The organism is Pseudoflavitalea rhizosphaerae, assembly GCF_003991355.1.
Lineage (GTDB): Bacteria > Bacteroidota > Bacteroidia > Chitinophagales > Chitinophagaceae > Pseudobacter > Pseudobacter rhizosphaerae.
On the sequence record NZ_RCSU01000004.1, the window covers coordinates 43,579 to 68,293 of the forward strand.

The 24,715-nt window shown below is 48.1% G+C and carries 17 protein-coding genes; 7 read left to right on the forward strand and 10 right to left on the reverse strand.

The annotated features are described in order from the left end of the window. The 7 genes from D9Y29_RS08255 to mobA all read left to right on the forward strand — a co-directional run bounded on the left by D9Y29_RS08255 (nt 1) and on the right by mobA (nt 9,750). On the forward strand, nt 1-1,449 hold the full coding sequence (locus D9Y29_RS08255; protein WP_127126917.1) for a SusE domain-containing protein: 1,449 nt from the start codon (nt 1-3) through the stop codon (nt 1,447-1,449). Further along, nucleotides 1,421-3,196, forward strand: coding sequence for an endo-dextranase (locus D9Y29_RS08260; protein WP_127126919.1), 1,776 nt, complete (start codon nt 1,421-1,423; stop codon nt 3,194-3,196). Before D9Y29_RS08255 ends, D9Y29_RS08260 begins: the two co-directional genes overlap by 29 nt. 19 nt (nt 3,197-3,215) lie before the next feature. Beyond that, a complete protein-coding gene (locus D9Y29_RS08265) occupies nt 3,216-5,663 on the forward strand; it encodes a glycoside hydrolase family 31 protein (protein WP_127126921.1) in 2,448 nt (815 codons plus the stop codon). A 20-nt stretch (nt 5,664-5,683) separates the two neighbouring features. Further along, on the forward strand, nt 5,684-8,377 hold the full coding sequence (locus D9Y29_RS08270) for an alpha-L-rhamnosidase-related protein (RefSeq protein WP_206513741.1): 2,694 nt from the start codon (nt 5,684-5,686) through the stop codon (nt 8,375-8,377). Between the two features lie 317 nt (nt 8,378-8,694). After that, nucleotides 8,695-8,910: a molybdenum cofactor biosynthesis protein MoaE gene (locus D9Y29_RS08275; protein ID WP_164735314.1), complete on the forward strand. Its 216-nt coding sequence runs from the start codon at nt 8,695-8,697 to the stop codon at nt 8,908-8,910. Between the two features lies 1 nt (nt 8,911). Next, nucleotides 8,912-9,193 carry an Rdx family protein gene (locus tag D9Y29_RS08280; protein WP_127126925.1) on the forward strand — a complete coding sequence of 94 codons (282 nt, stop codon included), beginning with the start codon at nt 8,912-8,914 and terminating at the stop codon, nt 9,191-9,193. Between the two features lie 2 nt (nt 9,194-9,195). After that, a complete protein-coding gene (gene mobA, locus D9Y29_RS08285) occupies nt 9,196-9,750 on the forward strand; it encodes a molybdenum cofactor guanylyltransferase (RefSeq protein WP_127126927.1) in 555 nt (184 codons plus the stop codon). A 67-nt stretch (nt 9,751-9,817) separates the two neighbouring features. Here mobA and D9Y29_RS08290 read toward each other — a convergent pair whose 3' ends face one another. The 10 genes from D9Y29_RS08290 to D9Y29_RS08335 form a co-directional block, all read right to left on the reverse strand. Then, entirely contained in the window at nt 9,818-10,204 is a 387-nt protein-coding gene (locus D9Y29_RS08290) for a VOC family protein (RefSeq protein ID WP_127126929.1), read from the reverse strand. 60 nt (nt 10,205-10,264) lie between these two features. Continuing rightward, entirely contained in the window at nt 10,265-11,062 is a 798-nt protein-coding gene (locus D9Y29_RS08295; RefSeq protein WP_127126931.1) for a helix-turn-helix transcriptional regulator, read from the reverse strand. A gap of 85 nt (nt 11,063-11,147) precedes the next feature. Next, a complete protein-coding gene (locus D9Y29_RS08300) occupies nt 11,148-12,443 on the reverse strand; it encodes a MutS-related protein (protein ID WP_127126933.1) in 1,296 nt (431 codons plus the stop codon). Next, a complete protein-coding gene (locus D9Y29_RS08305; protein ID WP_127126935.1) occupies nt 12,440-13,780 on the reverse strand; it encodes a MutS-related protein in 1,341 nt (446 codons plus the stop codon). The genes D9Y29_RS08300 and D9Y29_RS08305 overlap by 4 nt, the downstream gene beginning before the upstream one ends. Nucleotides 13,781-13,789: 9 nt before the next feature. Then, the gene (locus D9Y29_RS08310) at nt 13,790-16,309 is read right to left on the reverse strand and encodes a Gldg family protein (protein ID WP_127126937.1); all 2,520 of its coding nucleotides are present in this window, start codon (nt 16,307-16,309) and stop codon (nt 13,790-13,792) included. A gap of 9 nt (nt 16,310-16,318) precedes the next feature. Beyond that, nucleotides 16,319-17,254: an ABC transporter ATP-binding protein gene (locus D9Y29_RS08315; RefSeq protein ID WP_127126939.1), complete on the reverse strand. Its 936-nt coding sequence runs from the start codon at nt 17,252-17,254 to the stop codon at nt 16,319-16,321. 43 nt (nt 17,255-17,297) lie between these two features. Beyond that, nucleotides 17,298-18,797 (reverse strand): PKD-like family lipoprotein, encoded by a 1,500-nt coding sequence (locus D9Y29_RS08320; RefSeq protein WP_127126941.1) that lies wholly within the window; start codon nt 18,795-18,797, stop codon nt 17,298-17,300. 38 nt (nt 18,798-18,835) lie between these two features. Further along, nucleotides 18,836-19,651, reverse strand: a complete 816-nt coding sequence (locus D9Y29_RS08325; RefSeq protein WP_127126943.1) for a DUF4843 domain-containing protein — start codon at nt 19,649-19,651, stop codon at nt 18,836-18,838. 26 nt (nt 19,652-19,677) lie between these two features. Further along, a complete protein-coding gene (locus D9Y29_RS08330; protein ID WP_164735315.1) occupies nt 19,678-21,102 on the reverse strand; it encodes a RagB/SusD family nutrient uptake outer membrane protein in 1,425 nt (474 codons plus the stop codon). Between the two features lie 16 nt (nt 21,103-21,118). After that, on the reverse strand, nt 21,119-24,658 hold the full coding sequence (locus D9Y29_RS08335; protein WP_127126947.1) for a SusC/RagA family TonB-linked outer membrane protein: 3,540 nt from the start codon (nt 24,656-24,658) through the stop codon (nt 21,119-21,121). Between the last annotated feature and the right edge of the window lie 57 nt (nt 24,659-24,715).

Sequence of the window (24,715 nt, forward strand, 5' to 3'; positions counted from 1 at the left end):
ATGATTGCTTCATCCATCATAAAAAAATGTTTTCCCTTCCTGGCAGTATTGCTTGTGCTGGCTTGCAGGAAAGATTATAAAGAAACAGACAAGGGCAGTACGCCACTGGCAGTGTCTGCCAATTCCAATAAGATTGTATTGAACCAGAAAAATGAATCCGCGGATGGAGTAGTCATCAGCTGGACGGCTGGTTCCAACTATGGCACCAATGCAGGGATCTCTTATGTGCTGAAACTGGATCTCTCTGGAAATAATTTCAATAACGCACTCACGGAAGATCTGGGGAAAGCTGTTCTTTCCAAAAAATATTCCGTGAAGGACCTGAACAACCTGCTGCTGACCCACTGGAATATCACGCCGGGAACAGAAGCAACTTTGCAGGCAAAAGTGATTGCTACAGTTTCCGATGGTAAAGGAACGAGCGATTCCTCAGCAGTACTAACGGTATTGATCACCCCATATAAGCCGGTATCCACCACATTGTACCTGCTAGGAGACGCCACGCCCAATGGATGGGATGCCGGCAATGCCACTGCCATGGATGCTGATCCTGCACAACCGGGCCGTTTTCACTGGCAGGGTTTGTTATCACCCGGCGAATTCAAACTGATCACCACGCTGGGACAATTCACTCCTTCCTACAACAGGGGGGCTGACAATACAAAACTTGTTTTTCGGGAAAACGATAATCAGCCGGATGATAAGATCATTATTGCAGCATCAGGCGTTTATAGCGTAACGGTAGATCTGCTTGACCTCACTATCGAAGTGCTGGAAACAGCAGAACCACTCTACAAACGGCTCTGGATGCTGGGCGATGCCGTGCCAACCGGATGGGATATTCAAAACCCCGCAGAGATGCGTGTAGACTCTTCCAATCTTTTTGTATTCACTTACAATGAGATCCTCGCCGCCGGTGAATTCAAGATCCCGGTTGCTACAGGCAATTTCGCTACAGATTATTATATGCCGCTCACCAATAATCCGGCAATCACTGAAACAGGCGCGCAACTGGTGCCAGGAGGCGATCCCGATTTCAAATGGAAGATCACTACACCAGGCGCCTACAAGATCAAACTCGATATCAATGCCAATACTATCAGCATTAAACCCTTCACGCCTTTTGCACAGGTTTGGATGGTAGGCGATGCCACGCCGGCAGGATGGAATATCGATAATCCAACCCCGATGGTGGCAGATCCCGGAAATCCATATGTGTTCACCTGGACCGGACCACTGACAGCCGGCGAAATGAAACTGCCGGTTGAAAAAGGCGACTGGGGCGGAGATTTCTTCATGCCGGTACTCAATGCATCCGGCCCCGGCAGTACTCAAATGAAATTCGTACCCGGTGGCAGCCCGGACTTCAAATGGAAGATCACAGAAGCCGGTAACTACACCATTACTATTAACCAGTTGTATGAGACCATCAGCATTCAGAAGCAGTAAGTATTTTTTGTGCGCGTTCATCTCAGGCACCATTCTCTGGAGCAGTTGTAAAAAAGATGCTCCAAAGAATGATCCGGTAACCTATGGGAATTCTTTTGTACTCACTATCAACAAGGATAAAGCCGTATATAAGCCTGGAGAAACTGTGCAGTTTTCCATAAACCGACCACTCACCGGGAACCTCAAACTGCGTTACCGTCATCTCATGGAAACCATCAGTGAAGCGCCTTTTACGGGAAACAGCTGGTCCTGGACCGCACCCGCTGCAGACTTCACCGGTTATTTGGTGGACATCTATGAAACGGTGGATGGAGAAGAAAAGATCCACGCCAGTACAGGCATCGACGTTAGTTCCTCCTGGGCGAAATTCCCCAGATACGGTTTTTTATCGAAATACGGACAGTTGACCGATGCAGAGATCAAAGCTGTGATGGACAATCTCACGCGTCATCATATCAACGGGTTGCAGTTCTACGACTGGCAGTACAAACATCATATGCCGCTGGCTGGTTCTCCTTCGGCGCCGCAGGCGGTTTGGAAAGATCTTTCCAACCGTGATGTATATCTTTCCACTTTGCGATCTTATATCGATGCTGCTCATAAAAGCGGTATGCAGGCTATGTTCTACAATCTCGCTTTCGGGGCACTCAGCGATGCGGCAGCCGATGGCGTGCAGGAAGATTGGTATGTATTCAAAGATCAAAACCATACCACGAAGGATAAACATCCGCTGCCGCTGAATTTTTTCAAGAGTGATATTTACCTCACTGATGCCGGCAATACCAACTGGCAGCAGTACATCGCAGCCAAACACAATGACGTATACCAGGCACTGGATTTCGATGGGTTCCATATAGATCAGCTCGGAGATCGCGGTGCTCTCTACACTTACAATGGAACAGCGCTCAATCAGGCCGCTACTTTCAAACCTTTCATCCAGGCGATGAAGGCAGCATCTCCCAACAAGAAATTGCTGATGAATGCCGTGAACCAGTATGGTCAGCAAAACCAGATCGCTACAGCTCCGGTTGATTTCTTGTATACAGAAGTATGGGGACCGAATGATGAGTACAGCCATCTTTCAAATATTATTCTGAACAACAATTCATACAGCAGCAATACCAAACCTACTGTGCTGGCGGCTTATATGAACTATAATAAAGCCGATCAGGCAGGATATTTCAATACGCCAGGTGTGTTGCTTGCCGATGCCGTGATCTTCGCCTTCGGCGGTTCCCACCTGGAACTGGGAGAGCATATGCTGGGTAAGGAATATTTTCCGAACAATAATCTGCTGATGCCGGATGAGCTTCGCAATGCAATTGTTGGCTATTATGATTTCATGGTAGCCTACGAAAACCTGCTGCGGGATGGAGGTAATTTCAATGCGCCGGTGGTAAACTGTACAAATGGAAAAGCCTCTATCAATAACTGGCCTCCCGCAAAAGGAGAAGTTTCTGTAATTGGCAAGGAATTCGCCAACCGGCAGGTGCTGCACCTGGTGAATTTCAGCAATGCCAATTCGCTGGAATGGCGGGACAGTAACGGAACCCAGGCGAAGCCTTCCCTGATCGGGAACATGGACTTGACAGTGAATACTGCAAAGGCCGTAAAGAAAGTCTGGCTCGCTTCTCCGGATATTAATAACGGTGTGGCTACAGCGCTGGAGTTTACACAAACGGGTAATGCCGTCTCGCTCACGGTTCCTTCCCTGCAATACTGGAATATGATCGTGCTGGAATTTTGAATCCTCAATGAAAATGGAAATGAAGAAAAGTATAATCAGTTGCTTTGTTTTGATGCTGTTGCTAAATACAATGCAGGCGCAGACGCCAGGCAATTGTAATAGCTATACCGTAAACGGCAATACGGTTGTATTCAATGGAGAGCATAATGCGAAAGTGTCTGTAAAGATCTGCAGCCCCTCTGTGCTGAAGATCTGGTACGCCGCCGATGGACAGTTCAAAAGGAACAATGAATCATTTGCCGTGATCAATGAAGAACTGGAACAGTCCGGTCCTGTAAATGTGAACGATGAGCCGCAGGCCTATGAGATCTTCACCAGTCGCCTGCGTATCCGAGTGAATAAATCCCCTTTCAGACTACAGGTGTTTGATAAGTGGCAGAAATTACTGCTGAGTGATTATAACGAGAAAGGACATGTGCAGGACAGCTTGAATGTATCCGCTTTCAAACAATTGCGTAATGATGAACAGTTCTTCGGATTGGGGGAAAAATCAGGACCGGTGAACCGGCGCGGCCGTACCTATACCATGTGGAACAGCGATAAGCCCTGTTACGGTCCACTGGAAGATCCGCTCTACAAAAGCATTCCATTCTTTTTCAGTAATTACAAATACGGGATCTTCTTCGACAATACCTGGAAATCTAAATTCGATTTTGGCGCAACTTCCACTGAGTATTTCAGCTTTGGCTCCAATGGAGGAGAGCTGATCTATTATTTTATTCACGGCAATGATTATGCGCAGATAATCGAGCAATATACTCAGTTGACAGGCAAGCCCATCATGCCGCCCTACTGGGCATTCGGGTTTTCCCAATGCCGTGGCCTCTACACTAACGAGAAGCTGGCGCGCAGCGTGGCGGCTGAATTCCGCAAAAGAAAAATCCCCTGCGATATCATTTACCAGGATATTGGCTGGACGGAAGGATTGCAGAATTTCAAATGGGCGCCCGACCGTTATTACAATCCCCGCGGAATGCTGCAATACCTGGATTCACTGGGTTTCAAGATGATCGTGTCTCAGGACCCGGTGATCTCACAGAAAACGGCGGAGCAATGGAAGGAAGCCGATGAAAAAGGATATTTCGCTACAGATCTGCGTACCGGAAAGTCTTACGATATGCCCTGGCCCTGGGGCGGGAATTGCGGTGTGGTGGACTTCACCAAACCTGAAGTTGCCGACTGGTGGGGAATATATCAGCAGAAGCCCATCAGTGACGGCGTTCGCGGATTCTGGACAGACATGGGAGAACCTGCCTGGAGCAATGAAGATGCTACCGACAGGTTGTTCATGAAACATCATGCCGGCATGCACGGCGAGATCCATAATGTGTACGGTCTGACCTGGGATAAAGTGGTAAAAGAACAATTCGAGAAACATAATCCCGGCAAGCGCGTTTTCCAAATGACGCGTGCTGCCTATGCCGGACTGCAACGCTACACATTCGGCTGGTCAGGTGATGCAGGCAATGGAGAGAATGTGACCGAAGGTTGGAGCAGGCTCGCAAATCAAGTGGCAGTGGGCGTTTCAGCAGGTATGGGGTTGATCCCTTTCTGGTCCTGCGATATCTCGGGTTATTGTGGTGATATCAAAGACTATCCTGCAATGGCGGAACTCTATACAAGATGGATGCAGTTTGGCGTATTCAATCCGCTCAGCCGCGCGCATCATGAAGGTGATAATGCTGTTGAACCCTGGCTCTTCGGAGCAGAGGCGGAGAAGAACTGCCGCAATGCCATCGAAATGAAATATCGTTTATTCCCCTATATCTATTCTTATGCGCGTCAGGCGCACGATAAAGGCATGCCCATCATGCGCGCCATGATGCTGGAATTTCCTGAGGAAGAACCTGCGGCCTCAGCAGATGATCAGTTCATGTTCGGAAAGGAAATACTGGTGGCGCCGGTTGTTAAGAAAGGCGCAGTAAGCAGGAGGATCTGGTTACCTGATGGTGAATGGGTTGATTTCAATGATGGGAAAAAAGTGTACGATGGCGGTCAGACCATCACCTACAAAGCGCCGCTCAGCGTGGTGCCGGTATTGGTGAGAAAAGGCTCTATCATACCCATGATGCCGGTGATGCAATATATCGGTGAAAAGAAAAATTATCCCCTCTACCTGCATGTGTACCCGGCAGAACATACCAATCCGGTTTCATTTGAATTGTATGAAGATGATGGGGAATCCCAGGATTATCTCGATAACAAATTCTGCAAAACAGTATTCGAATGCCGTACAAATGAAAAATCATACACGCTGAATGTGTCGGCCCGTAACAGTAGTGGCTTTCAGCCATCGCTTAAACGTAAGCAGGTATTCGTGTTTTACTTGTCTCAGAAACCCGGAAAAATCCTGGTGGATAAGAAACCGCTTACAACAGGCGTATCCTGGGATGCAGCGAAAGGTATTTGCAGCATCACTATACCTGATAACGGAAAAGAACATACGATTGAACTGAGTAAACATTAAATCTACTTTAAACCAGTTACATGAACAGTAAGGGAAAGTGGCTATTCACAGCAATGCTGGGGTTTGCTGCGGTCAGTCATGCACAGGATGCAACAAAACCTGTTTGGTCCAGTCCCGCGTACCAGGTGTACCCAGACAGGATCGTGCAGGGAAAATATACGGCGAAGGCATTATCTGCCCATGAAATGAATTCGGATTATCAAAGCCCCGCCAATCTTTTCAAATCTTCCCTGATCTCATTCAAGTTCAGCATCAATGGGAAGGATAATGAAATGCTGTCCGGCAGGGACCATGCTTTCAATATTGTTGCAAAGGATGGCCATGCTGAAACGCCATTGATACAATTTGGAAAGCAATTGAAGCCTGTAGCCGGTGTGAAAGAACAATACCTCGCTCCAAATACCCGGCTGAAGTTGCGGCTTGATATGCGTGAAGTGCTGGAGTCTTTTAACAGTAAAGGTTATTTTGAAACTTTCAAAGGTGATAAGATCTACAAAGAAGATTTTAAAGGCGTGTACGTGGCGGGAAGCGCTGCGCCGCTGATCTGGGATTTCGATAACCTGGTGCACCATCCGGAACTGCAGTTGAAAGATGAAGATGGCGATGGTATTTATGAAACAATACTATCGATGAACGCACCGGAAAAATCGAACCAGACAGATGCTCAATGGAAACTGAGTAAGGATATCAGCGCATTTCCTCAATACCAGTCGGGCTACCCCATTGCTGATGCCATTTACAACCTGAGCCTGGAAGAAATGATCAAAGCTGTGGAGCCCGACAGCACTTTCCGTACCGGCAAGGAATGGGCAGGCGTATGGACACGCGATATCAGTTACAGTATTATACTCAGTATGGCTTATCTCCAGCCACAGGTGGCGAAGTACAGCCTGATGAAAAAAGTGAACAAAAAGAAAAAGATAATCCAGGATACAGGTACGGGCGGCGCCTGGCCGGTGAGTACAGACAGGATGGTTTGGGCTATCGCTGCCTGGGAGATCTACAAGGCTACCGGCGACAAAGCCTGGCTGGCCGAGGCTTACGAGGTCGTCAAAAATTCCATCGAAGACGATCTCCGGAATGTGTACGATCAGTCAACAGGCATGGTGCGCGGAGAATCATCCTTCCTGGACTGGAGGGAACAAACTTATCCGCGCTGGATGCAGCCCGCTGATATTTTTGAATCAGAAAATCTCGGCACCAATGCTGTGCATTATGAAGCCAACCAGGTGTTGTCTAAAATGGCGGTCCTGCTGCAACAGCCTGCCGTTGCTAAAAAGCATACAGCCATTGCTGCACAGATCAAAGCTGGCATCAATAAATATCTCTGGCTGCCGGAACAACAATACTATGGACAATACCTCTACGGCAGAAAGTATAAAACAGTATCGGGCCGTGCTGAAACTTTGGGCGAAGCATTGTGCGTGTTATTTGGTATTGCTGATGAAAAGCAGCAGCAGTCAATTGTTTCGCGCATGCCTGTGACTGCTTTCGGCGCACCCTGTATCTGGCCTGATATCCCCGGCATTCCGCCGTATCACAACAATGCCGTTTGGCCTTTCGTGCAATCATACTGGATGTGGGCCGCAGCTAAAGCCGGCAATGAAAAGCAGGTGATGGAAAGTATCAGTTCTATTTACAGGCAGGCTGCGCTCTTCCTTACGAACAAAGAGAATTTTGTTGCTCAGAATGGCGATTATACCGGTACACAGATCAATTCCAGCAATATGTTGTGGAGCCTTTCCGGTAATATCAGTATTGTGCACAAAGTGTTCTTTGGAATTCGGTTCAAAGAAGATGGACTGCAATTCAAGCCCTTTGTTCCTGCTGCCTGGAAAGGGAAAAGGACAATGACCAATTTCAAATACCGCAATGCTGTATTGAATATAACATTGGAAGGAGAAGGCAACCAGGTTAAGTCTTTCATGCTGGATGGAAAAGAGCTAAACCAACCGGAATTACCAGCCGATATTTCGGGAACACATAGCATCAGCATTGTGCTTGCCTCAATACCAGTACCGGCACAGGCGATCAATAAGACCAACAGTTATAGCAGTCTGCCAACTCCTGAAACGGTTCTTCAGAAAAACCTGCTGAGCTGGAAGCCCATCAGTGGAGCTGCGCAGTACAGGGTTGTGAAAAATGGAAAACTGTACAGGAATACAACGGTGCCGCAGGTTACTATCGATATCTCAAAGCCCGCAGAATACCAGGTATTGGCGATCGATAAAAAAGGAATTCCTTCGTTTGCCAGTGAACCATTGTTTGTGGTAAGAAAACAGGACCAACTTGTGTATGAAGCGGAAACCCTTGTTGCGCCCGCATCTTATTCTTACAAGGGATTCACAGGTTCTGGATTTGTGGAATTGAGTACAACAGCGAATACTATATTGAATATTCCGGTTGATGTGAAGAAAGCCGGATGGTATTTTATCGAAAGCCGGTATGCGAATGGCAATGGTCCTACAAACACTGAAAATAAATGCGCCATCCGTACTGTGATGGTGGATGATACCAATACCGGAGTATGGGTGTTCCCGCAGCGCGGTAAAGAAGAGTGGTCCAACTGGGGGTACACAAATGGGATCAAAGTATACCTGGATGCAGGCAAACACCAGTTGAGCATCCGTTATCTGGAAGCAAATGAAAATATGAATGAAACTGTGAACCAGGCCATGATCGATCATATCAGGCTGGTGCCGGTGACAGAGTAACAAAAATGGCATCAAGTGAAAAAAGAAAGCCTTCTGAAATCAATTCAGGAGGCTTTCTTGCCTATTGCTTGTTCGCCCAAAGTCGCCCACATGAAGTGGCGCTTGTCGCCATGTCCCGTTGCATTGAATAATGTGAGGGTGTCAACTGGCTATACCTTGTTATATCAACGGCAGTTTGATTTTGTTACCCCCCCCTGTTTTCATTTTTTCAGGATTATTTTTTTATCTTACTTTCTCTGCAATGCTTGTCAGCGCGCGGGTAACCGGGGTTGGGTTGAATATCAAAACCCGGGGCAGCGGAGGTTAAAATCATGGATATGTTTAGTTATCTTACGGATAAGCCGGTGGATATTGCCGTCCTGTTTGCGGGAGCTCATCATCCGCACGCTGGTGCAGTAGTATTATTCATTGGCGAAACCAGGAACAATGCTGCGGGAAAAGAAGTGGTATGCCTGGAGTTTGGAGCGCATATCCCTAACAAACAGGCGATCTGGCTAAGCATATTTATGAATTCGATGCCAATAAATAATTAAGATGTTACCAGTACTTACGATTGAATATTGCCCAAAATGCCAGTGGCTGCTTCGTGCTGCCTGGATGGCGCAGGAATTCCTCATCACTTTCGACGGCCTGATCGGTGCAGTGACCCTCAGGCCATCTGAAACGGGAGGACGATTCACCATTTTTTTGAACGATGAAATTGTGTTCGACCGGAAAGAGAACGGAGGATTTGCCGAGATCAAAGAACTCAAGCAAATGCTTCGCGATGTGATAGCTCCGGAAAAAGACCTGGGACACAGCGATAAAAAACAGTGAAAGTGGAAAACCGTCTTGCTGCTGTTGTATTGTGTGGAGGATTCAGTTCCAGAATGGGCAGGGACAAGGGTTCTATCCCCACCGGGAATTCGATTTGGGCGGTTCAGGCCGCTTCCAAAGCCATCCTGCTCAACCTCGATGTATACTATTCAGTACGAGAGGAGCAAATCCCTTTGTATACTCCCTGGATCAATTCCGCTCAGTTCATTCCCGATAATAATGCTTTCGAAGGTCCGCTGAAAGGACTGATGAGCGCTCATCATCGTTTGCCAGATCAGGATATCCTGTTATTGGCCTGTGATATGACCAGCCTGCAATGTGATACCGTATACACTACCATCCGTGAATATGTTTCCTGCGATAATGAATTCTATGCATATCATGAGAACGGTTTCTATCAACCCTTCTGTGCGGTGTATACTGCAGAGGGACTGCAAAAGGCGCTCGCCAGGCAGCCTTTCAGTTTGCAGGACCTGTTGAAAATGGGTGATACACTATCACTGACCCCACCGGAGAATGAACAGTTCCTGAATCATAATGAACGCTTTAAAGACTGAGCGATATTGTATTTGTTCTGCTTGTCCTGATATAGCATTTGAGAGTACTTCCGTTACATTGAAATAATTATTGGGGAGTAGTGGTTGTGATCCACCAGGTATTGCCGAAAGGATCCAGCACGCCACCACTGCGGCCATAACCCTGGTCAGCAATCTCATTCACGCTGGTGGCTCCGTGCTGCAGGGCCAGTTTGTAAGTGGCGTCCACATCTGCAACATGGATATACAATCCTGCCGTCATGGGTTGCCATTGATCGGCGGAATTGGCAAACATGATCACACTGTCCCCGATGAATACTTCAGCATGCATCACTTCACCGGATTCCCGCCTGTGCATCATCTTTTCGGTGGCGCCGAACACATCCTTCATGAACCGGAGGAAATCATCTGCCCCTTTCACGATGACATAAGGCATTACGCGCTGATAACCCTGTGGAATGAAAACTTTGTCCATAATTCTATTTTTATCAAAATTAGAAAAGCAGGCGCTTTCAAAATTGTAGAATTCCGACAATCAGGCATCCCTCCATTCGGCGCCTTCTGGTTGACCATGAAAATATGCTTTGGGGTGATAACCCGAGAATGCCTTGAAATCTGTGATGAAATGCGATTGGTCGTAATAGCCGCATTCATGCGCTATTTCCGTCAAAAGTTTATTACGGTTGCCGTAATCATTCAGTGAAACTTTGAAACGGGAAATGCGCGAGAGCAGTTTGGGACTGAGCCCTGCATATTCCCTGAACTTTCTTTGAAGTGTGCGCTCGGTCATGCAGAACTTTTCCGATAAGGCAGGAATGGAAACCTGCGGACCTGTATCTATCACATGGCGGATAGCGCAGAAAGTTGCAGGGTTCTCTTCAAACCTGTCCGGCAATTTCTTCTCCAGGAACTTTGTGAGGATGTTCAGTCTTGCCTCATTGTTCTGTGCAGTGATCATTCTTTCTTCCAGCGCTTTCCCTGCCGGCCCCAGTAAAGTTGGAAGGTCAGGCATTTCATTGGCAATGCTGGAAGCAGACAGATCAAAAAGAAATGGGATGGCAAATGGATAAAGATAAGCGCCAAAGATGCCGAATTGCTCCTGCGTAATGTAGCGTTTGTATTGTTGGGTAGGGGCCTGCAGGCCCGAATAGAAATTACTGCCTGCAAGGTCTGGTTCCCGGAACATTCCTTTATAATGAAAGATGAGTTCTGCGCAACCATCGGCCATGGAACGATAGGCATAGGGTTGTGCTTCGAAATTGCTTTCGAAGATCCAGAAACACCTTACAAATGATTGCAGGCTTTGTGGCGGCTGGATGCAGTGGTAGTTCATCTGGCTGCATTTTATCTTTACAAGTTACGGATTAATGCAGTACCTCATCCCGCTTCCGGCACCATCTATTTTTTCACTTTTCTTCTCAGTTATAAAGCGCCTCCAGGATTTTTTCATTTTCGATGATCAGCATACCCTGTCTGTCGCTGGTTATACCATTGGTAAGCGTATAGGGATAAGTGGGCAGATTCCCTTTCATAACGGTGGGCATATAACCGAACTGTATATTGTTGTAAGGCTTCAATGCTTCGCCCACTTCTATGATATGGGTGGAGATGATGAATGCACTGTTGCGGTAACGGGAAAAAGCTACAGTGCAGGCCAGGGTGGCATCGTAAGCATCTTTTACATTGGTGCCCTTGAACAGTTCATCGAAGATCACCACCATATTCTTCCGGCTGCTCACTTCCTGCGCCACATTCTTTACGCGCAATACCTCTGCATAAAAATGACTGTATCCCATATTGAGGTTGTCGGGAACATTGATGCTGGTATACAGCCCGTCGCGGATAGAAAATCGCATGTTGGCGGCCGCTACAGGAAAACCCATATGTCCCAGGTACAGGGCAATACCGAAGCTCTTCATGAGTGTCGACTTCCCGGCCATATTGGCGCCGGTGAGAAAGAGCAGGTTGGTGGAGCCGTCCAGGCGGATGGCATTGGGCACAGCGTTGGGCAAACCGGGATGCCGCAGCGCCGTACTGCCGAAGACATTTGCTGATGCTGGCAACGCAGTAGCATAATAAAAGCCCCGTTCCCGGGAAACGGAACTAACGGCAATGTATACGTCCAGTTGATAGATGGTTTCCAGCAGCCATTCCATTTCCTGACGCAACGAATTACGAAGAAGCGAATCATAGCGTGCAGTATTCAAAATGGAGAGAGTTGATCCATTGGCTGCATCCAGCCATTGCATTTTTTTACCGGACAATAACTGCCGTGCCTGTGCAGTCATGGGAATATCCAGTTTATTCACGAGCTCCCGCAGCGCAACCAGTACGGCGATGGTGGCACGCAGGTTCTGTTGCAGTTGTTCGTATTGTTTGTCGTGCAGGAAAGCGCCGGCAAATTTTTTGCGTGCTACTGCAGCCAGGTTGGTGATCCCATTCCCGTTGATCACACTGCTCATATAATTTTCAACGTGGTTGAAGCCCGCAGTATCGAAAGGGAAATGCAGGCCGGCATCCTGGAAATAACGGAAAAGGCTGCTCCTTTCGTTGATGGCAGTGGCGTCGGTAAGAGGCTGGTGGAACATTTCCGTGAGCAGTCTTTCTCCGCCTGCTGTTTTCACTTTGTTGAAAATGCTGAAAACAGAATGTTGTTTGAATTTGCCCAGCAATCCCAGGTCTTCCAAAGTTTGTTTGTCGGTTATGAAGCTCATGCTGGTTGTGTTTGTTGAATGCCTGCTTCGAGGATATCGAGAATGCCTTCATTGTTGATGATGATCATGCCATGCCTGTCGTCCGTGATGCCTTCCTCCAGCGTATAGGTATATACGGGAGTGTTACCGTTCATGCGGGTGGGCAGGTAAATGAAACGGACATTCGGTGTGTCTGCCCTGAGTACATCGCCTGCTTCGATGATATGGGTGGAGATCACGAACAGGCTGTTATGCCTGGTGGCAAATCCTTTGGTGATGGCGATTGTGGCTTCGTAAGCGTCTTTCACGTTGGTGCCACGGAACAATTCATCGAAAACAATGAACAGTTTTTTGCCCTGGGAAAGTTCCGCCGCCATCTTCTTTACACGCAACACTTCTGCATAGAAATGACTGGCGCCCATACCCAGGTTGTCCGGCAGGTTGATAGTGGTGTAGATGCCATCCATTACGGAGAATTCCATGCTGGCGGCCGGTACGGGAAATCCCATATGGGCCAGGAACATGGCGATGCTCAATGATTTCATGAAAGTAGATTTGCCGGCCATATTGGCCCCGGTTAGAAAGATCAGATTCCCATCGGGATGAATGCGGATGCTGTTGGGTACAGCTTTCGGAACCCCGGGATGGAATACGCGATCCAGTTGAACGCTGAGTGTATTGCCAGGCAGGGCTTTCGCGAAAGCGAAATTCCTTTCCCCGGCCACCCTGGCGATACTCATATAGAGATCGAGCTGGTACAGGCGTTGCAGGAATTGCCGGATCTCTTCACGGTAGCGGAACCGGAAAAGGATATCCAGTTCAGCGGTCTGAGCAAAGCCGGGCTTCCCTTTCAGGTTGAATACAGTTTCAAATACAGGCGAATTCAAAATAGAAAAAATGGAATCCCTTTCCTGCGCATAGGGGTGATGGTCAGGTATCGCCAATTCCAGCAGGAAAATGCGGGCACCCTGCATCAGGTCTGCAACAGCGGCTACGCCTTTCATGATCATTTGCGTGGTATTATCCGGCGCAACCATATTGCTCATCTTTCTGCCGATGGTATTGTTTTCCTGTGTGAGTTTGGTGCGTTCATCACGGTTAGCCATATACGGCTCGATGGCATCGAAATGGGAAGATGGAAAGGGGAAATTTTTTTCTGCTCCGGCAAAATAGCTGATGATGGCGCTCCTCCGGTTGATAGTTGCATGATCGGAAAGCGGGTAGCGGAACATTTCTTCGAGTACCGCTGCGCCACCTCTTGTGGCGCAACGGTTGAAGATATTGAACAGAGAATCGCTTCCGTGTTTCCCGAAAACATTCAGGTCGTCGAGCGTTTGTTTATCTGTGGTAAATAACATGGTTGTCTTTTATTTCCTTTTTCTGCGGATGAGAAGGATAGCGGCAAAGGCGATCAGCGCAGCAGGCAATCCCCAGAGGAAAGTGAGTTTGAGCGCGCTCACCTGGTCGGTGCTCACGTTCACTCTTTTATCATTTCTTTCCGGGCGCCAGGTATCGATCGGGAATTCGCCATAAGCGAGAAAGCTGAACAGCGTATTACCGAACACGAAGTTGGAAGTTGAGAAGTTCCCGTTTTTCAGGAAATCGGCATCTCCGGTGATTACAATGCGTTGTTCTTTTCCATTCACTTTACGGCTCAGGCTGAGGGCGGTGGGAAGTGGCCCCTTCACATCGCCATCCTGCGGATCAAAGGTGATGGTGCCGGAAATGCCACGCCTTCTGTCACGTGGTCCAGCACTAATTGCGGCTGCAGCTGGAGAAGCAAACTGATTGGACGTTTTGTTTGCAGGTTTGGGAGCTTTAGGTTTTGCGGGCGCTACTTTACCTGGAGCTGTTTTCACAGGTTCTTCCTCATCGGGACCTCCAAATCCTCCCATGTCCATCATCATTGCGCCACCGTAAGCGCTGGTCATCGTTTCCGGGTCCAGTTCTTTCACCCGGTTCCAGGAGAATTTCGGATCGCTCATCAATAAAGGATGAATATCAAAATTCCCTGTATTGGTGTAACGAAGTGCTGAAACTCCGGTCATGCTCACTTTTGCAGCCAGGGTATCTTTCAGCATCCGATCGAGGTACTTGGATAGCGTGGCGGCGAAAGGAGTGAGGTCAGGCCGCACCTGGTTGGGCGCATAATCTTTGTCTTCCTGCACTATTTGTCCATTCAACAATTCCACACCCATTTCTTTCAGGAGAGGTTGTAGCGGAGAATCTTTAACCGGCTCGGCAGTAATGAGAAGGTTACCGCCTTTGTTGAGAAATTGTTTCAGGTGTGCGAGCGTTGCTTCCGTAAAATCCTGTTTGGGATCTGCGATCACCAGGATGGCTACATCCGCGGGCACTTCCTGTGTTTCGAGTGTAAGCGTGTCCACATCAAAACCCTGGTTGAGCAATGAATTGCGGAAAGGTTTTGAACTGGCCATCTTCATATATTCCCTGTCGGATTTTCTGAGGATGCTTCTTTCCATATTACCGGTAAGGAAGGCCACTTTGGGCAGCTTTGCCATTTGCAGGCGTTTGAATGCGGCAGCCACTTCCGTTTCACTTGGCCATACCATCTGGTCATCATAGATGCGGAGGAAAGTGGTCCTGTCCTTGTACTTCAATTGCATCACGAAACGGTTCAGCTCGGGCCTCAGGTCGATCAGCTTTCTGATCTCTTCCGGAGTTTTGATATTCTTCATCTTCAGTCCCTGCACTTTTGCCTGCTGCTCCGCAATCTCTTTGATGCTCTTCCCTTCGTAACCAGACATCATGTATTGATTGTCCAGGGTACTGTCGTAATAGGTGATGGTCCTGTTGATTTTTATATTATGTCCTTTCTTGAATCGCTGATAATGTTCCCAGGTGCTGAGCAGCACATTGTGAAAACCTTCCTGTCCCATCTGCGCAGCTGACCCCAGGAGATTGTTGTACACCGTAACTTCCAGCGGTTCTTCACCAAGGTCTTCGATGATCTTTTGAACGTTCGGACGAACAGTATTGCTCTTGATGCTGGTGGCATCATAGTATCCGATCAGGGAAGGAAGAGAGCTGATGTACCCAATGAAGAGGCCGATAGCCACAACACCCAGGTATCTTCCTGCTTTTACCAGTGCAGGCTTGGATTCCATGCCAGACCTGATCTTGAGGATGCTCAGTCCAACGAAGATGTAAATGATCACGATGAAGTAGATCACGTCTTTGGTGGTCAATAGTCCGCGCAGCATTTTTTCAGTACGCCCGGAGATGGAAAGGAAATACGTGATATCACGAACGAATTCGATATTCTGCCATACCGATCCGATATAACCTAGTATGCCGATCATCACGAAAGTGCAAACGGCCGCCACGATCTGGTAAGTGGTGAGACAGCTCATAAATAATCCGATAGCGGAATAGGCGCAGAGCAATAAATAGAAACCTACAAGGCTGGTCATCAGCATGCCTTTGTCTACATCCTGCACATGGAACATGCCCAGTATCACAAAGATCGCTACGATGGCCACCATCATCAGGCTGTAGAGCATCATGGCGAAATATTTCCCGAGGATGATATCCCTTACACTGATGGGAGAGGAATACAAAAGACGGATAGTACCGGAAGAAGTTTCTCGACTGATTAACCCCATCGTGAGGAGAGGAATGAACAAATACAAGTTCTGCATGATGCTGCTGAAGAGGCCGCCTCTTCCAACAAACACACGGCTCATGAGATTGGTGATGAATCTCATTCTTATACCTCCCATTTCCTGTTGGGTAGCGATCTGTTCGATGCTGTTGAAATACACGATGCCGCACTGCACCAGGAATACAACCAGGACGAACCAGGCAATAGGGGAGTAGAACAGAGTTCTTAACTCCGTTCCTGCCACTCTTTTTATCGTTTTCATTTTATTCTTTTAGTTGTTCAGAGAAGTTTGATTGGATAATTGTTTGAAGATCTCATCGAGAGCGCTCTTGTCGAGACTGATCTCCTGGAGTCTCCAGCCTTTCTGTACGCTGGCTGCCACGAGTTTTTCAGTGATCTCCCGTTCGCCGGTGAAATGCAGGCGCACCTGTCTTTCTGTTACGAATTCCACTTTTGTTACACCTGCAACCTGGGCCAGTTCCGATTCTGAAGGAGGGTTTTCGAGATGCATCAGCAGGCTGTGCGGTTCTACATAATTGTTGAAGGCATCCATGCTGTCTGAAAAAACGATCCTGCCGCTTTCGATCATCTTGATCTCTTTGCAGAGGATCTGCACTTCAGTGAGGATATGTGAAGAGAAGATCACGGCGCGGTCTGTGGCGATCTCCTTGATGAGGGCGCGCACTTCCGTGATCTGGTTGGGATCGAGTCCATTGGTAGGTTCGTCCAACACCACCAGCGCTGGTTTGTGAACGATAGCCTGTGCTATACCCACGCGTTGACGGTAGCCACCGGAGAGGTTACGGATCAGTCGGTTGCTGAAATGATCAACACCGCAGCGTTCCTTTGCTTCTTTGATGGCAGGTTTCATTTTGTCTTTCGGCATCAGTCGCAATCCCGCACAATAGGTGAGGTATTCATCTACTGTAAGGTCCATATACAATGGAGGATTCTGCGGCAGGAAGCCGATCTGTTGTTTTGCCAGCTCGGGTTGTTCACGCAGGTTGATGCCATTGATGAATACATTGCCTTCCGTTTGGTTGAGTGAACCGCAGAGGATGTTCATGGTAGTAGACTTGCCGGCGCCATTGGAGCCGAGCAGCCCTACGATGCCCCTGGAGCCAATCTCCATATTGATATCGCGGATAGCCCAGGAACTGGAATACCGGTGCGACAGTTTTTCGATTTTTACGATCGGGTTGTCCATTTTTTTCTGAATGATGTTGTAAAGAATTTGGTTGACTATACTTTTATCTTTCGCGGTAGCTGATGCTGACGATATTTCCGAAGCCTGTCCATTTTTTCTGAAGTACCAGTGCTTCGTTGGCATCAGGCACCGAGTATTGTTCCATTATGCCATTGCTGCCTTCAGGTGCGCCTGGATCAGCGTATCCCAGTGTGAGCCAGCGCTGCCACTGTCCATAAGTACCGGGGCTCCTGTTGGGGGAGAACTGCTGGAAAGCAAGATATGTTATGGGTGATGCGCCTTTGTCCAGCATCAGTTTGCTGGTTTCTGTGTAGAGATCATACTCATATACTTTACCACCAACGCTATAGAAGAGGTATTCTGGAATTGAACCCACAGCAAATTTTGTGGCCTGCCCAATGGCTGTTCCGTTTATCCGTTTTGAATAAACAGGCAATGCGCCGGGGATGAATTTGGTAAGATAAAGATCCGGGCCTGCTACATCCCTGGTTATCGCATAAGCATAACCGGAAGGCGTTTTTTCCATCCAGACCAGGTCTCTTCCGGAGGGGTAATCAAGCTGTCCGGCTTCAGTAGCAACCGGAGCCGGTACTGCGGTGAAACTACTGAGTGTATTGAGCATATTGAATTTGCGGGCATCGATATCGTACATCATGAGATATTGGGAACTGTTGGCCACAAGCCAGGGCGCTGCCCTGAATGGCGCCTGGCCCTCAAGTTTATTAACGGGCAGGCTATACATTTCTACACCGGATCCCCGCACATACACATTGTAATTTGAATACAGGAAGATATTCACGAAATAAAAAGCAGGATCTGCAATCAGGTTGTCAGCCCTGAAATCCTGTGGAAAATCACCCACGCATTCATAACGGATATTATAGGTGGGACGATAATCGAATGATTCAGGGTGGACCCTGTTGGTGCCATCTTCAGTGACCATGTAAATACCGTACGTGGAGTCTGACCAGTTGAAGGCATTGGTAACGCGGGTGGCCAGTACTTTGATCGGTTTGCCTTGTTGCGGCAGTGAGGATTTCATGTGGTCAAGTACATCGGTGATCTGTGTGAAATTGCCACTGGTGGCGTCATAGGAGATCATGTCGAGCCTTGACTTCCCATTTACATCACTCAGTACCAGGTAACCTTCATATACAGTGGTCTTTACCAATACATTCGTTCTTACATGAAAGAGCCTGCCATTGGATTTGTCTGTGACCCTGAACTGGAGTGAATAGGGGCCTGGAATTTCATCGATCTTTATTTTGAGGTCCTTTTCTTTTGAAAGGATCCTGTCTCCATTGATCCTGTCGAAGAAGCTCCATTCATAGGTATAGTCCTGCTGTTCACCGGGCATACTGCTGATCAGCTGTGGAGAGATCTTCAGGCTGTCTCCGAGGAAAACTGAATACCCGGTAGTGGTATCTATTTGCGCGAATGTGACTTCATTGATTTCACGGTAACTGTAGTTGCCTTTGTCTTTGTAGCAGGAACTGATTCCCGCCAATGTTCCGGCTAATATGCAGATCAATAATTTCTTCATGTTAATAATCTTTAAGCATGTGAATCAGGAAAATTGGGTCAGTAATACCTGTCTGCCATTTTCATTGGCGTAATGCCGTCTTCGTCCAGGATTGTATTTCCTGCGGCAGCCTGGTCGCTGAGATACCGGGCCATAAAGCCGCCGTAGTAAGCGATCTCTGATCTTTCCTGCGGAGTTTCTGCCAGTTTTGACCAGAGGGAGAGCGGCATACCGGCCACCTGGTTCATCAGCCTCACTTTCTTTTCACTGAAGGTGCCGAAGTGCCAGAAATAGTATGTATCCCAATACGGTCCTGCAGCCAGCATATCCGCCATTCGCACTTTGAAAGTGGTGGTCCGGATGGTATCCTGGTCGCGGATATTGGTTTGACTGTTCCCCTGCCTGGGCCTGAATTTGAACTGGGTCTTGAACTGATCGTTCTCCTGTAGTGTAAGCAACAACGTGAGCATATTCGATTTCAATTCCGGTGTTCTGTTCACTTTGATACGGATAGTGTCTTCAATTTTGCCTGCCCTTATCAGAAATGTTTCAGGGAGTTCATAGTTCAGTCCTGGTTTTGCGGTGGAAGAAGGATCGATAGCCAGGCTGAAGCTGCGGTCCTGGTCAGTTGCCACACCTGTTACCCCTACTGGTATTTTCAAAATGGAATCCTGTACAGATGGGTCACTGAAAGAGAACGTGAGATCGATACTATCTATATAGTATCCCAGGTTATTATTGACAGGATCAACACCCACTAAATAATTGAAGTAGACATTGTCTGCTGATTTATATTTCATCAGGGCTTCCTTCTTGCAGGAGACTGCCATGAACAGCAGGCTGACAGGGAGGAATGCATAGATTACTTGTTTCATTTTTTCACTTTTTACGTTAGCGATTGTTACCGCGTTGTTGTTTCTGAAAGAGGTAACGGTACTGTATATACGGGATCCACGGTAGCCCAGGGATAAGGCGAGGCGCCACTGGGAACGCCGGTGGCATTGATCCTTTTGTAATAAAAGAAGAGCTGGCCTTCACCCCAGAACTCTTTCTGGTATTCCTTTCTCAGCTCAACAGCCATGCTGCCGATCGTTTCCAGGTTGGCCAGGCCCCTGTTGCGTCTTTCCGTGTTCAGGTAAGCCAGGGCTTTCACCGGATCTGGATCAGTTTCTGCCAGGATCAGGTATAACTCCGATTTACGGACCAGCGGTTGTACAAACTCCCAGCGCTGGCGTTGTGGCAGTGGTGCGTATTTGTAAAAAGTATGGTATGCTTTTCCATTTCCCGTGCGCCAGGTTTGTACAAATCGATAATCCTGTAACAGACCTTCGAACACTTCCGTTAACCTGGTGGGGTCGGGCGCCATGATGGTGTTATCGGAGAGTGCAGGATTGAAATACCTGTCGTAGTTAATGTTGAGGAATGGATTGTATGCGCCAAAAATGATCTCGGGCGAAAATACCCTGTCGGGATTCGTGGCATCGAACACGGCATCGGTGCTGGTCCAGGGGAACCATTTTTCTCCATCGGAGATTACAGATAATGCCGTACTATGGGCTTCTGTTGTTTTGCCCTGCCAGAGATAAGCGCGGGCCATCAGGGACCTGACAGCATAATAGTTCAAGCGTTGATTCCGTGCGGCCGAATAGAAGTTGCTGCTATAAACAATGCCCTGTGTGATCACGGGATCATCGGCCAGCAGGGCTGCCGCTTCCGTAAGATCGGCCATTACTTTATCCATCACCTGGCTGCCGGTCAACAGCGGCTGCATTTTTCCATCTGCTGCTGAGTAGTAGGGAATGGCATTGTTGCCACTGCCGCTGGAATAAACAGGGCCAAACAATCGCAGCATATCGAAATGCAGTAATGCACGAATGGCAAGGGCTTCCCCTTTCAGCAGTTTGCCATTGGGTTCCGGGATCACCCTCCCGGCAATCGAGTTGTCGATCTTTGAAAGGAAAACATTGGTGGCAAGCACAGTGGCATAGGCTTTCCGCCAGATGGTATCGAACAGGTTCTGGATGGGCTGTGAATTATAATCGTAATAAACCAAACCCGACAGGTTTCTCATACCCTGCATATCGTAGGTTGGTTTGTAGCGCTGGGCCAGCATTTCAATCATGGTGGAGCTCAGATAAGAACCATAGAGCTGTGTGGAGCCCAGGTCCAGGTACAGGCCGTTGAATGCCTGCTGAAGGGCAGCTTCATTGTTGTATACCTGGGTTTCCGTGTAGGAAGTTTCGGGTTGTACATCCAGGTATTTGTTACAACCTCCCAGTAGCAGCAAGCCGCTCAATAATATGATGATGTGACAGCTGTTATTCATAAACTTCATGTTTGAATTAGAATGAAAGGTTGATGGATAGGGAAGCGGTCCTGGCAAAAGGATATTCCAACCCTCTCTCGGTGAGAACGCTTTCTATGCGGAAGATGTCGTTCAGGATAAAATTGGCGCCGATGGTCTGCAGGTGTAGTCTTCTCACCCAGGGAGCGCTTGTTCTCCATCCGAGGTTGATGGATTCTCCGATGAGGTGACTGTCTTTCTGCACATAGCGCGAGCTCATGGGACTTGCATTGAATGCCTTTACAGATGTGAACTCGGCAACATCGCCTGGCTTTTGCCACCTGTTGTAGAGCGCGCGTTTGTCAAGGTTGGGACGAACGATCACCAGCGCAAAACTGCTGATATTGCCTCCTGTATTTTCTACTTTATTATACAGTGCACTGTTGAATACATATCCGCCGATCCGATAACGGGCGCTGATGCCAAGAGTGAAATCCCTGTACGCAAAAGTATTGGTGATCACGCCTTCCAGTTTCGGGCGGAGATTGCCAATACGAACGATATCCGCAGGATCATAAACATAAGTGATGCTGCCATCCTGTTTCTGGAAGATCTCCCTTCCGTTGGCAGGATCGATGCCCAGTGATTCAACGGCCCAGAGATCATCCGGACTATAACCATCGTAGTACCTGCTCAGGCCATTGCTTTCCTGTTCTTCTTTGTTGAGTGCAGACAGCCTGTTGGAAAAGCCGTTGTACTCGCTCTTGTTTTGTGTAGCAGTAACGGCGATGGTCCAGATGATACGCTTCTCCAGTTGATAGACGGGCGAATAGCGTAGGTTCAGGTTCCAGCCGGTAGTGTTGAGATTGCCTACATTGATCACATAACTATTGTTCACAGCCACCGATGATGGCACAGTCCCTTCAGCCGGAACAGATAAAGGATCGGTGAGCTTGGTGAAATATTCGATAGAGCCGCCCACGCGGTTTTTGAGTAAGGAGAATTCCAGGCCATAGCTTCCATTCAATGTTTTTGACCATTCCAGATCAGGACTGCCGAGCGATTGTAACGCCAGGCCCTGACCGAAGTAATTGCTGCTGGTGGATTGGTATGCGTAAGTGGAAACAGAAGTGAAGTTGCCCAGGTTCTGGTTGCCTGAGTAGCCAATATTCCCTCTCAGCCGGAGGCTGTTGACCCAGGAGATATTCCGGAAGAATTCTTCACGATTGATATTCCAGGATGCGCCGGCAGAGTAGAATGGCTTGTACCTTTTGTTGCTACCGAATGCACTGGCGCCACTGAGCGTATAAACCAGGTCGATACCATAACGATTGTCGTACATATAATTGATGCTGGAAGCAATACCGGCGCCACGACTGGTAACCCTGCTTGAATTCGGCCTGGATGCAGGCGCATATCCATAGGCGTAAGAAGGGTTCCCATTGGTGCCATAAGGGAATCCAACTGCCGTGAAGCCCAGCATTTCATTGGTAGTGCTTTCTATATTGCCACGGACATTGGCGCTGAGCCTGCCTTTCCCGATCATTTGTCCATATGAGATCGCAGCGTAAGCATTCACTGTTTTCGTTTCTGTTTTCGCGCTGGTATAGCTTCCTTTCTTGTTGGCTTCAACACCATCGAACAAGGTATTGTCCGGTGGAATGAAAACTACTGCATCTGAGTTGTTCTTACCGGTGGCCAGTCCGGCTTCCAGTTGCAGTGAATTGGTGAGGGTGAAGATCCCTCTCAGGTTATTGGTGAATCCAAAGCCCTTGTTTTGATTGATACTGTAGAGTGAAGCATTGTAAAGTGGGTTGATCTCCGCGGTATCATAAACAGGGTCCAGCTGTCTGTTGACGAACCCGTTCTCGTCAGTCTTACGATAGTAAGGATTGGCGGCAGCAAACGTAGCGAAGTTACCATATGGTGATTCGATGCCTTTGGATCCTTGCAGCATCAGGTTTTCCGTGATATTCAATCTGCCTTTGCGATAGGAGATCACGAGATTGCCGCCCCAGTTCTCCCTGGAAGAACCTTTCATGGCTCCTTCTTTTTTGGTATAGGTAGCGCCTGCATTGAACACGAGATCGCTGTTGCCTCCGTTGAATTGAATGGAATGCCTTTGGCCGAATCCGGTTTGAACAGGCTCGTGCAGCCAATAGGTATTCACGCCGCGTGCAACATCGGCGGTACGTGCAGCATAGCGTTCTTCGATCCGCCATGCATCGGTACTGGTGCTCAATGTGGAGTTGGTGAGTTGTTCCCAGCGCAGTTTCTCTTCGGCTGTCATGAGATTATAGCTGCTCAGGTCCGGAAGCTCAGCGCTGAAGTCGGCTGAATAGGAGACCTGCATTTTTCCAGGCACGGGACGTTTGGTTTCAACTACCACAACGCCATTGGCAGCCTTGGATCCATAGAGTGCGGTAGAGGCTGCATCTTTAAGGATGGTGATCTTTGCAATGCGGTTCATGTCCAGGTCATAGATGGTTTGAAGGGTTGTTTCAAAACCATCGAGAATGAAGAGGGGTTGATTGGGGTCAGCGCTGAACTGATCATTCAGATTGGTATTGGTAAGAGTAGTTCTTCCGCGGATCTCGATAGTTGGCATCCTGTTGGGATTGGAACCTGCCAGGTTATTCTCCACGATGATGAAAGAAGGATCGAGTGTTTTCAAGCTCTGCAGCGCATTCTTCGTGCCAACGGCCCTCAGTTCAGCGCCTGTGAATACAGTGGCAGCGCCGGAGAAGCTTTCTTTATTCCTGGTGAACATACCGTTGTTGATCACAACTTCGGCCAGTACGGCGCGTACCGGGTTAAGAGCGATGATGTAGATGCCGTTAGGTATTTTCCGGATGGTGCCTGATTTAAGTGTCAGTGTATTGTTCGGGCTGATATTCACCAGGGACTTTGCTGAGATCTCGATCGTTTGAAAACCGACGGATGAAATCTGCAATGTAGCGTCCGGTTTCACTTCGCCCAGGTTGAAATTGCCATATTGATCGGCTACCACTGCGTAAGCAGCTCCTTTCACACCGATAGTTGCGGAGACAAGCTTTTCCTTTGTTTCCGCATTGATCACCATGCCGGCAAAGGGAAAATAATTGCGTGGCGCCTGGTAGAGAACGATGGGAGGATTGAAGCTGGCGCCGGGTGGTTTCTCTGATAGAATGATAGTGTTCCCGGCGATCTTGTAAGTGAAGGGCTGGTCTGTAACTACTTTGTCCAGGAAGCTTGACAAAGGCATTTCGTGAGCAACAATGGTAACCGGTTTGGAACTGTCAAGGAAAGCGGCTTTCCCCCAGACAAGATAGCCTGTTTGTTTTTCGATGGCGGAGAAGATAGCTCTTACAGTGAGGTTCTTTCCGCTCAGCGTTACGGTTTGGGATCTTGATGCAGCAGTAACATGCATCAGCGAGATCAGCATCAGAAAGGAGATCATTCTCATAATTCGCAGCATTTGGCCCGGTAACCGGAAAGCTGCAGACCAGATTGTCCGGAGAGCGTATTCAGTGCTGAAGTTGCGTGTGATCCACTGAACATGCACAGGGGAGCCGGCTGCAGCCAGATCACTCCGGCTACAATAAGCAGTTTTTTGCATAAATTGCAATGTTTGGTTTAGAAAATGGTATCAGTCTATTGGATCAACCAGACAAAT

What these genes read in the sequence shown, in the direction of transcription:
- D9Y29_RS08270 (WP_206513741.1), top strand. Translation starts at nt 5,684, where the DNA reads ATGAACAGTAAGGGAAAGTGGCTATTCACAGCAATGCTGGGGTTTGCT.
- D9Y29_RS08275 (WP_164735314.1), top strand. Translation starts at nt 8,695, where the DNA reads ATGTTTAGTTATCTTACGGATAAGCCGGTGGATATTGCCGTCCTGTTT.
- D9Y29_RS08335 (WP_127126947.1), bottom strand. Translation starts at nt 24,658, where the DNA reads ATGCAAAAAACTGCTTATTGTAGCCGGAGTGATCTGGCTGCAGCCGGC.
- D9Y29_RS08295 (WP_127126931.1), bottom strand. Translation starts at nt 11,062, where the DNA reads ATGAACTACCACTGCATCCAGCCGCCACAAAGCCTGCAATCATTTGTA.
- D9Y29_RS08300 (WP_127126933.1), bottom strand. Translation starts at nt 12,443, where the DNA reads ATGAGCTTCATAACCGACAAACAAACTTTGGAAGACCTGGGATTGCTG.
- D9Y29_RS08305 (WP_127126935.1), bottom strand. Translation starts at nt 13,780, where the DNA reads ATGTTATTTACCACAGATAAACAAACGCTCGACGACCTGAATGTTTTC.
- D9Y29_RS08325 (WP_127126943.1), bottom strand. Translation starts at nt 19,651, where the DNA reads ATGAAACAAGTAATCTATGCATTCCTCCCTGTCAGCCTGCTGTTCATG.
- D9Y29_RS08265 (WP_127126921.1), top strand. Translation starts at nt 3,216, where the DNA reads ATGAAGAAAAGTATAATCAGTTGCTTTGTTTTGATGCTGTTGCTAAAT.
- D9Y29_RS08330 (WP_164735315.1), bottom strand. Translation starts at nt 21,102, where the DNA reads ATGAATAACAGCTGTCACATCATCATATTATTGAGCGGCTTGCTGCTA.
- D9Y29_RS08310 (WP_127126937.1), bottom strand. Translation starts at nt 16,309, where the DNA reads ATGAAAACGATAAAAAGAGTGGCAGGAACGGAGTTAAGAACTCTGTTC.
- D9Y29_RS08315 (WP_127126939.1), bottom strand. Translation starts at nt 17,254, where the DNA reads ATGGACAACCCGATCGTAAAAATCGAAAAACTGTCGCACCGGTATTCC.
- D9Y29_RS08290 (WP_127126929.1), bottom strand. Translation starts at nt 10,204, where the DNA reads ATGGACAAAGTTTTCATTCCACAGGGTTATCAGCGCGTAATGCCTTAT.
- D9Y29_RS08255 (WP_127126917.1), top strand. Translation starts at nt 1, where the DNA reads ATGATTGCTTCATCCATCATAAAAAAATGTTTTCCCTTCCTGGCAGTA.
- D9Y29_RS08280 (WP_127126925.1), top strand. Translation starts at nt 8,912, where the DNA reads ATGTTACCAGTACTTACGATTGAATATTGCCCAAAATGCCAGTGGCTG.
- D9Y29_RS08320 (WP_127126941.1), bottom strand. Translation starts at nt 18,797, where the DNA reads ATGAAGAAATTATTGATCTGCATATTAGCCGGAACATTGGCGGGAATC.
- D9Y29_RS08260 (WP_127126919.1), top strand. Translation starts at nt 1,421, where the DNA reads ATGAGACCATCAGCATTCAGAAGCAGTAAGTATTTTTTGTGCGCGTTC.